Below are 8,980 nucleotides of genomic sequence, written 5' to 3' on the forward strand. Positions count from 1 at the left end.
GTCTCCCGCCTCCTCTCCCGCACCCTGGCCACACTCCGCACCGGCCTCACCGGCGACGAGGACTGACAGCGCGGCACCCCCGGTGCCCGGCACCCGCACAGGGCGCCGGGCACCCCCGTCTCGACCTCCGCGCCGGTCATGCGTATGGTCGAGACCAGATCGGTCGAGGGAACAGGACGAGGATGCCAGCCGAGAACATGCCCATGGCTCCACTGGCGGTGGAGGTGCGCCGCACACCGTCGAACGCGGCGGTGTGCACGCTGTCGGGCGATCTGGACATCGAGACCCTGGAGCCTGCCCGGGAGGCGCTGGACCAGCTGCTGGCCGGGCGTCCCCAGGTGCTCGTGGTCGACCTGGCGCGGGTCGACTTCTGCGACTCGTCCGGGCTGAACCTGCTGCTGCAGACCCGCATGACGGCCGCCGAGACCGAACTGGCGTTCCGGCTTGCGGCGTTGTCCGGGCCGGTCCGCCACCTGCTCGAACTGACCGGCGCGAAAGCGGTGTTCACCATCCACGACACGGTGGATGCGGCCCTCGACGCCGCCCGGTGAGACCGTCCGTCCGCGTACCGTCCGCCCCACCGGGCATAATCCGGCCATGGCCGGGAAACCGACCCGTGAGCCTGCCGTCGAGACCGAAGGGAACCCGCCCGTGACGCCCAGTCGGGGAACCCTGGACGGCGACCGCCCGGACGCCGGCGCGGTCATGCCACCCGGCGGCCAGCGCCGCCGACTGCGGCTGGCGGGCATCCCCCGCCCGGTGGCCCGGGCCCGCGCGTTCACCACCGAGGCCCTGGGCGACTGGTCGTGGTCCACCCCGCCCGACGCCGACCTCGCCGAGGACGTCGTGCTGCTGGTCGCCGAACTCGTCGGCAACGCGATGCTGCACGCCGGCGGCCCGCTCGAACTCGTGCTGGACGCGACGCCCGCCCGGCTGCGGATCGAGGTCTCCGACGCGTCCTCGGTTCTGCCCGCGCTGCGCACCCCGCACCGGCCCGGCGTCCCCGGCGGCCACGGGCTGTACATCGTCCAGCACACCGCCGACCGCTGGGGCGCCGACCTGCACGCCCTGGGCAAGTCCATCTGGGCGGAGATCGACGCGGCCCGGCTGCTCGCCTAGCGTCCGCCGCAGCCGCGAGGGCGGCCCCCCACCGACTGTGGGGGCCGCCCTCGCGGCTGTGCCGCTGCTACGCCGTGCCGCTGCTCCGCTCACCTGCTGCGGTTGCGGCGCCGGCGGCGCAGGATGTGCTGCCGCTCCTCCTCGGTGCGGCCGCCCCACACCCCGTAGCGCTCCCGGGTGGCGAGGGCGTGCCGCAGGCAGCGTTCGCGGACGGGGCACCGGGCGCAGACCGCCTTGGCCGCCCGGTCGCGGTCGTCGTGGGCCTGGCCGCGCTCGCCGGGCGGGTGGAAGAACAGTCGCGAGTCGGCGGCCCGGCAGGCGCCCTGCAACTGCCAGTCCCACTCCTCCTCGACGGCTCCGGGCAGGCGGGAGATCACGGTCATCGGCTGCTCCTTGTGATCGGACGGGCGGATCGACGGACGAACGGCTGTGCCGTGCCGTCCGTGTAACCGCGATCCGCCGCCCGAACCGCCCCCGGGGCCGCTCCCCGCCGCTCCTCCCCCGCTACTCCTCCTCGGGCTCCGGCGGCGAGGAGACCGGGACGGCGAACTCCGGGCCGTCCTCCGGCGTCTTCTCCCGCTCGTCCGGCGGCGGCGAGCCCTCGGCCGTCATCCGCGCCTCCGGCGTCTCGGTGGGCGGCCACTCGTCGGCCGGTGCGTCGTGGCTTCCGTGCGTGTGGTGCGACATCTCGCCTCCCGCGTCGATGACTTCCCCCTCCCTCCATGGTGCGTCGCCCCCCGCCGCCCCACCCACCCGTCGCCGCCGTGTCCCACCCCGGTTGGCACCGTCGCGGCGACGGGCGCACGGTGGACGGGGGACCTTTCCACCGCCGCGAGAGGAGAGTGTGGCCATGTCGTCGAAGCGACGCCGCAAGAAGAAGGCCCGCGCCAGGCACAAGGCGAACCACGGCCGTCGGCCCCAGTACTGAGGGCCACGCCCCGCGATCCCGCCCCACCCCGGAAGCGGCCGCCCCGTCCGGACCCCAGCCCCGGACGGCGACCGCTTCCGCACGCTCCGCGACCACCGACGCGGGCGCGCCACCCACAGCGCCAACTCGGCGGTGCGGAAGGCCGCTTCGGTGCGCCACGCCTCGTCCGGCGCTACCCGCCCGCCCCGGCACGGGACGTCGCCCGGGCATGGGCGGCGGCCCTGATCGGCGACAGCCCGCACGCCCACACCATCACCGCGCCGAGCACTCGCGCCAACGGCCGGTCCCAGAGGCGTCGCACCGCCCACGGCCGCCGGATGCCGAGCTCGGCCCGCGCCCAGCCCGGCAGCAGCCCGACCGCCGCGTTGGTCAGCACCCGCACGGCGAGCCGCTCACGGCGGCTGCGCCCGAAGCCCCGCAGCAGCGCGACGACCTCCAACGACTCGGGCACGGCCCGCAGTTCGCTCCGTACCCGGGCCAGGTAGCCCGCCACCTCGACCCGCGAGCCGGGCACGCCGTCCGCCCCGAGGAGTTCGCCGGTCAGCGCCACCTCCGCCAGGTACGCGTCGCACTCGGCGCCGCTCAACCTCCGCTTCCCGGCGAAGACTTGGTACCCGAGCAAGAAGCAGGACACCTCCGCGGTGTGCACCCAGCAGAGCAGTTCCGGATCGTCCGCCCGGTACGGCCGGCCCGTCGCGTCGAAGCCGCGCACGTAGCGGTGGATCCGCCGCACATCGGCGATCGCGGCCTCGGCGGCGGTGGAGGAGCCGAGGGTGGTGGTGGCGACGAAGCGCGCGGTGCGGTGCAGTCGCCCGGTCGGGTCGGTGCGGTAGTCGGAGTGCTCGGCGACGGCGCGCATCGCGACCGGGTGCAGCGACTGGAGCATCAGCGCGGCGAACCCGCCGACCAGCATCCCGGCGGGGTGCGCGTGCACCCGCCACACCACGCTGGACGCACCGAACAGGCCGGGGTCGCCGGCCGGCCGGTCGTAGCGTTCCAGATGCAGATCCGCGCCGTGCACCGTGGAGTTGATCTCCCGCAGCAGCCTCCGCCGCAGCGCCTGCACCGGCCGCCACCGAACGCCTGTCACCGCCGTGCGCCTCCGCTCGATTCCTCGCGGTTCTTCCCTGCCGCTCACCCTACGCCGCGCGGCCCCGCCGCCGAACCGGGCTGACAGCGGGCGCGGCGACCCGCTACGATCACCGCGATGACTACTTCTGGATTGGAGGTCCCGTCCACCCGAAGTGAGTGCTGATGCACGACACTTCGCCGATGGACGAGGACACTCGTACCTGCTTCTGGCCGCGCGTCCGGCAGTTCGCCGTTCCCCCGGCCATGATCGAGACCGCCACCGCCCTGCGCGAGTCCGGCGACTGGGGCGGTGCCTGCGCCGCCGCCCGGTTCGACGTCCACCTGGACGTTCGGGCCGTCGCCCGCGCGCACGGCTCCGAGCTCGCCGGCCAACTGCGCTCCGACCTGCGCCACTTGGCACCGGACCTGCTGCGCTGGCACCTTCCCCGGACGGCCCCTGACGGGCTGCTGCGGCCGGGGCTGAGCGCCATCCTGGCCCGCTACCCGAGGGACGGGCCGCCCGCGTTCCACCTGGTGGCCCGCACCGCGCCACGCTGGGCGTCGGCGGGCCAACGGGTGAGCCTCGCACTGTGGCGTCCCCACCCCGGGGCCACCGAACCCCGCCCGCAGCCGCGCTTCCGCCTCGACCTGCACCGACACCTGTGGGACGCCCGCCGCACCCCCGAACTCGCCGACCGCACAAGCAATCTGACGTCCAGTCAGACTGCCGCAGCGGCCTGGGAGTTCGAAGCCGGACTGCTGCGCGCGGCGGACGGGCTCCGGCCCGACGCGCCGGTCGCGGTACGGCTGGCCGCGCGCCGCTTCCTGCTCCTGGACGGCCACGTCACGGAACAGCGCGACGCGGGCGGCCGGCCCGTGCTCCCGGACGCCGCCACCTGGGCGCCGCCCGACCTGTGGCTGCTGCGCTCGGGAGCACTGGACGCCGACCGGCTGCATCCGCTGGTGGCGGCGGCGCTCGTCCCGGGCCACCGCCCACCGCGCGCGGCCGCGCCGTCGGCGGCCGACCCGCTGCTGGTGGACTGCCGCGGCGCCCGGCACCGGGTGGCGCTGGTCGACGGCCGGCTCACGGCCCTGGACCACCCGCCGGACCAACTGCGCCGCGAGGAGCTGCTGTTGGCGTTCGGCGGCGCACCGCTGCCCTGCCTCCGGGCCATCGACCGGGCGCACCGGAGGCCCGACGACCTGGACGCCATCACCCAGCGCCTGCTGCACGGCGACCGGCCCGGCGCACTCACCGCCGTCCGCCAACTGCTGGGCGAGAACGCCCTGTTGCCGGAGGGCCCGCTCGCCGACCGACTCGCCGACGACCAGGCTCGGCACGACCTCGCCGCCCTGCACCGGGCCGGCCTCACCCCCGACCGCCTGCACAGCGCCCACCGACCCGCCCGCCCGCCGTCCGGCCTGCCCGACGCCCATCCGCACCGCCCCCGCCCCCGCCGGCACCCCGGCCCCACCTGCTGCGCGTTCCACCGCCGCTGACCGCCCACCCGAACGAGCCCACGGGCGATCACGCCTGCCCGCAACCCACCGACTCGCCCGCGCGGCCCACCGGCTCCACCCTCCACCCGACGCCACCCGCGCCGGGATCCCACTCTCCCCTCCCCAGGTGATCACCCATGCCTTCCTCCACCCAACTCGCCATCGCCGACCACCTGTTGGCCCTGCTCTCCGACTCCGCCACCGAGCCCCGCCAGGACGTCGGGATCGAGGCCCTGACCCTCGCCGTCGCCGCCGACCTGCCAGTCCTGCTGTGGGGTGAGCCCGGCATCGGCAAGACCGCCGCGCTGAACCAGCTCGCCGCCGAACTCGACCTGCCGCTCACCACCGTGATCGCCAGCGTGCACGAGCCGTCGGACTTCTCCGGCCTGCCGGTGATCGGTGCGGACCCGGCCACCGACGGCGTGCCGCTCGCGCCGCCGGACTGGGCGGTGCGCCTGGTCCGGGAGGGGCGCGGGCTGCTGTTCCTCGACGAACTGTCCACCGCACCGCCCGCCGTGCAGGCGGCGCTGCTGCGGCTGGTGCTGGAGCGCCGCATCGGCGCGCTCCGACTCCCGCCGGGGGTACGGATCGTGGCGGCGGCGAACCCGCGCTCCTCGGCCGCCGACGGCTGGGAGCTGAGCGCGCCGCTGGCCAACCGCTTCGTCCACCTGGACTGGGTGCACGACCCGGAGGTGGTGGTGCGCGGCCTCGGCGGGGTGTGGCCGCGCGCCGAGCTGCCCCGGCTGGACGCCGAACGACTGTCCGGCGCAGTGGAGTTCGCCCGCCGCGCGGTGTGCGACCTGCTGACGGTGCGGCCCGAGCTCACCCACCGGCTGCCCACCACCGAGACGCTGCGCGGCAAAGCCTGGCCGTCGCCGCGCAGTTGGGAGATGACGGTGCGGCTGCTGGCGTTCGGCTGGGCCGCCGGGTCGTCCCGCGAGGTGCTGTCGATGCTGGTGCGCGGCACGGTCGGCGATGGCCCGGGGCTCGAACTGCTGGCCGCCGTCGACCGGATGGACCTGCCCGCCCCGGAGGATCTGCTCGCCGACCCGGCCGCCGCCGTCCTGCCCGAACGCGGCGACCTGCGGCAGGTCGCGCTGGACGCGGTGGTGGCCGCCGTCCGCTCCCGGCCGACCCGGCAACGCTGGGACGCCGCCTGGGCGTTGATGGCCCGGGCGCTGGAGAACGGCAGCCCGGACGTCCTGGTGGTACCCGTCACCACGCTCGCCTCGCTGCGCCAACCCGACTGGGACGTACCGGAGTTGATCGAGCGCTTCAGCGGTGCGCTGGAGCTGTCCCGCCGGGCCGACCGCGCCGCCGCCCGGGTGCCCGCCGCCGCAGGCCGCCGATGAGCACCCCTCCCGCCGCACCGACGTCCGCACAGCCCGCGCAGTCCGCACCGCCCGACCGACCCGACCGGCCGAAGCCGAGGCCGCCCCTCCCCCGGCCCGCGCCCCGCACGCCGCGCCCGCTGCCCGCGCCCCCGCTGGACCGGGACAAGCTCTACGCGGCCCGCCTGATGGCGGTGCGCGCCCGGCCGTTCCTGGCCACCGCGCTGTTCGCGATGCAGGTCGTCGAGTCGCCCCGGGTGCCGACCATGGCCGTCGACCGGTATTGGCGCTGCTACGTCTCGCCGTCCTTCGTCGCCTCCCGCTCGGAGGAGTCGCTCGCCTCGATCTGGGTGCACGAGGTCTCCCACCTGCTGCGCGACCACGCCCGCCGCGCCGACCGGGCGATGCGCCGGCTCGGGCTGGACGGTCCGGTCGACCGGCTGCGGATCAACGTGGCGGCGGACTGCGAGATCAACGACGACATCTTCGGCGACGGCCTGCTCCGCCCCGGCGACGCGGTCTACCCGGAGACCCTCGGCCTGCAGCCGGACCTGCTGCTGGAGGACTACCTGCGGAGCTTCACCCTCGACGCGCGCCGCAAGACGATCACCTGGCTGGAGTGCGGCAGCGGCGCGGACGGCCTGGAGCGGCCCTGGGAGCTCGGCCCGGACGGTGCGCGGGCGCTGCGGGAGCACGAGCGCGACCTGGTCCGGTTCCGGGTCGCCGAGGGCATCCTCGGCCGGCCGGGCGACGCCCCGGAGGGCTGGCGGCGCTGGGCCGAGCAGGCGTTCCATCCGCCGCAGCCGTGGCGGGAGTTGCTCGGTGCGGCGCTCCGCTCGGCGGTGGCCGGCGCGGGCGCGGGCACCGACTACAGCTACGGCCGCCCCGCGCGCCGCGCCACCGCGCTGCCGGGCGTGGTGCTGCCGTCGCTGCGCCGCTGGCTGCCGCGCGTGGCGGTGGTGGTGGACACCTCCGGCTCGGTCAGCGACCAGGAGCTGGGCACCGCGCTGCTGGAGACCGCCGCGATCGCCCGCAGTCTCGGCGGGCGGCGCGAACTGCTGTCGGTGATCTCCTGCGACGCCGCCGCCCAGCAGCTCCAACGGGTCGACGGCCAGGGCGAGTTGACGCTGATCGGCGGTGGCGGCACCGACCTGCGAGAGGGCTTCGCGGCCGCGCTGCGGCTGCGCCCGTCCCCGGACGTGGTGGTGGCGCTGACCGACGGCCAGACGCCGTGGCCCGCCCGGCAGCCGCCCTGCCGGACGGTGGTCGGCCTGTTCCGCCGTCCGTCGACCGTGGACGAGGAGGACCCGGACTACCGGCCCGAGCTGCCGCCGCCGTGGGCGCGCGTCGTCCAACTCGCCTGAAAACCGTCGAAGTTCAGGTGAGCCGGAAGTGCAGGGTGTCGCCGGGCCGGGCCTGGGCGGCGGCGCCGAGGTCGGTGCGGCGGACGACCGCGATGACGGGGTAGCCGCCGGTGACGGGGTGGTCGGCGAGGAACAGGATCGGCCGCCCGGACGGCGGCACCTGCAGCGCCCCGCCGACCATGCCCTCGGAGGGCAGCTCGCCGCCCCGGGCGCGCTCCAGGGCGGGCCCGTCGAGCCGCATGCCGACCCGGTCGCTGTCGGGGGTGACGGTGTAGGGCTCGGTGAGCAGGGTGCGCAGCGCGTCGGCGGTGAACCAGTCGTCGCGGGGGCCGGGCAGGACGTGCAGCACGGTGCGGTCGGCGGGGGCGGGCCGCGGGGCGTGGTCGGCGGTGGGCCAGCCGGTGGCGGCGGTGCCGAGCGGCAGGAGTTGGCCGGCGGCGAGCCGGTCGGGGCCGATGCCGGCGAGGGTGTCGGTGGCGCGCGAGCCGAGCACGGCGGGGACGTCCAGTCCGCCCCGGACGGCGAGGTAGACCCGCAGTCCCCTGGCGGGGGTGCCCAGGCGCAGCCGGGCGCCGGCGGGGACGCGCAGCGGGGTGCGGCCGGCGGCGGGGCGGTCGTCGATCCAGGCCGGGCAGTCGGCGCCGGTGAGCGCGCAGGTGGCGGCGCGGGGGAAGGCCAACTCGACGCCGCCCATGGGTGCTTCGATTCCGGCGGCGTCCTCGGGGTTGCCGACCAGGCGGTTGGCGAGTCGCAGGGCCTCGCGGTCGGCGGCCCCGGCGCGGCCGACGCCGAGGGCGGCCAGTCCGGGTCGGCCGAGGTCCTGCACGGTGGCGCCGAAGCCGGCCCGGACGACGAGCAGTTCGCCGTGGGTCATGACGCGCTCCCGCCGTCCGATTCGACGAAGCGGACGGCGGTGCCGGGGCGCAGCCGGGTGGGCGGGTCGGCGGCGGGGTCCCACAGGGTGAGGTCGGTGCTGCCGAGCAGGTGCCAGCCGCCGGGTGAGGGGCTGGGGTAGACGCCGGTGTATTCGTCGGCGACGGCGACGGCGCCGGCCGGTACCCGGGTGCGGGGTTCGGTGCGGCGGGGCAGGCGCAGTCGGGGGTCGAGGCCGGTGAGGTAGGCGAAGCCGGGCGCGAATCCGCAGAAGGCGACGCGGTAGTGCGCGGCGGTGTGGCGTGCGATCACCTGGCGTTCGGTCAGTCCGGTGCGGGCGGCGACCTCGGCGAGGTCGGGTCCGTCGTAGCGCACGGGGATCCGGACGGTTTCGGCCGCCTCGTCGGCGGCCCCCTCGTCGGGGGTGTGCGGCAGGGCGGTGAGCGCGGTGCGCAGGCGTTGCGGGTCGGTGGTCCGGGGGTCGTAGCGGAGCAGCACGGTGCGGGCGGCGGGGACGAGTTCGGTGACGCCGGCGGGTGGCGCGGTGCGCAGTGCACGGTGCAGTCGTTGGACGTGTTCGCCGGTGTCGACCTCGATCAGGACGGCGTCGCTCCCGCATGGCAGTACTCGCAAGGGCAGTGCTCGCACCGGACCCGTCCTGTTCCGTCCGCCGGCCGCCGCCGGGCCGTCCTCGGCTCAAACTACCAAGGTGCGTAGGCCGTGAACCCGGGGCCGTGCGCCGACACGGGGAACACCGCCCGCGGCTCCCGACCGCTCGGTGGCGGGGGCCGCGG

At 76.3% G+C, this 8,980-nt stretch carries 10 protein-coding genes; 5 read left to right on the top strand and 5 right to left on the bottom strand.

The annotated features are described in order from the left end of the window. Positions 1–197: 197 nt before the first annotated feature. Both ACWEMJ_RS32645 and ACWEMJ_RS32650 read left to right on the top strand, forming a co-directional pair. Positions 198–551: an STAS domain-containing protein gene (locus ACWEMJ_RS32645; RefSeq protein WP_452140761.1), complete on the top strand. Its 354-nt coding sequence runs from the start codon at positions 198–200 to the stop codon at positions 549–551. A 46-nt stretch (positions 552–597) separates the two neighbouring features. Continuing rightward, positions 598–1,119 carry an ATP-binding protein gene (locus ACWEMJ_RS32650; protein WP_452140762.1) on the top strand — a complete coding sequence of 174 codons (522 nt, stop codon included), beginning with the start codon at positions 598–600 and terminating at the stop codon, positions 1,117–1,119. A gap of 89 nt (positions 1,120–1,208) precedes the next feature. On the opposite strand, the gene ACWEMJ_RS32655 is transcribed toward ACWEMJ_RS32650, so the two are convergent. The 3 genes from ACWEMJ_RS32655 to ACWEMJ_RS32665 form a co-directional block, all read right to left on the bottom strand. Continuing rightward, a complete protein-coding gene (locus tag ACWEMJ_RS32655; RefSeq protein ID WP_380364260.1) occupies positions 1,209–1,502 on the bottom strand; it encodes a WhiB family transcriptional regulator in 294 nt (97 codons plus the stop codon). 121 nt (positions 1,503–1,623) lie between these two features. Beyond that, entirely contained in the window at positions 1,624–1,806 is a 183-nt protein-coding gene (locus tag ACWEMJ_RS32660; RefSeq protein WP_452140763.1) for a hypothetical protein, read from the bottom strand. 413 nt (positions 1,807–2,219) lie between these two features. After that, positions 2,220–3,137 (bottom strand): oxygenase MpaB family protein, encoded by a 918-nt coding sequence (locus tag ACWEMJ_RS32665; protein ID WP_452140764.1) that lies wholly within the window; start codon positions 3,135–3,137, stop codon positions 2,220–2,222. 182 nt (positions 3,138–3,319) lie between these two features. Between ACWEMJ_RS32665 and ACWEMJ_RS32670 the strand changes: the two genes are divergently transcribed. The 3 genes from ACWEMJ_RS32670 (at position 3,320) to ACWEMJ_RS32680 (ending at position 7,313) form a co-directional block, all read left to right on the top strand. Continuing rightward, positions 3,320–4,618 (top strand): hypothetical protein, encoded by a 1,299-nt coding sequence (locus tag ACWEMJ_RS32670; RefSeq protein ID WP_452140765.1) that lies wholly within the window; start codon positions 3,320–3,322, stop codon positions 4,616–4,618. Between the two features lie 137 nt (positions 4,619–4,755). Next, positions 4,756–5,970, top strand: coding sequence for an AAA family ATPase (locus tag ACWEMJ_RS32675; RefSeq protein ID WP_452140766.1), 1,215 nt, complete (start codon positions 4,756–4,758; stop codon positions 5,968–5,970). Continuing rightward, positions 5,967–7,313, top strand: a complete 1,347-nt coding sequence (locus ACWEMJ_RS32680; protein ID WP_452140767.1) for a vWA domain-containing protein — start codon at positions 5,967–5,969, stop codon at positions 7,311–7,313. The genes ACWEMJ_RS32675 and ACWEMJ_RS32680 overlap by 4 nt, the downstream gene beginning before the upstream one ends. A 13-nt stretch (positions 7,314–7,326) precedes the next feature. Here ACWEMJ_RS32680 and ACWEMJ_RS32685 read toward each other — a convergent pair whose 3' ends face one another. Then, a complete protein-coding gene (locus tag ACWEMJ_RS32685; RefSeq protein WP_452140768.1) occupies positions 7,327–8,187 on the bottom strand; it encodes a 5-oxoprolinase subunit C family protein in 861 nt (286 codons plus the stop codon). Beyond that, positions 8,184–8,834, bottom strand: coding sequence for a 5-oxoprolinase subunit B family protein (locus ACWEMJ_RS32690; protein ID WP_452140769.1), 651 nt, complete (start codon positions 8,832–8,834; stop codon positions 8,184–8,186). The genes ACWEMJ_RS32685 and ACWEMJ_RS32690 overlap by 4 nt, the downstream gene beginning before the upstream one ends. Positions 8,835–8,980 lie beyond the last annotated feature (146 nt).

The sequence above is a fragment of the Kitasatospora sp. NPDC004531 genome, assembly GCF_053602195.1.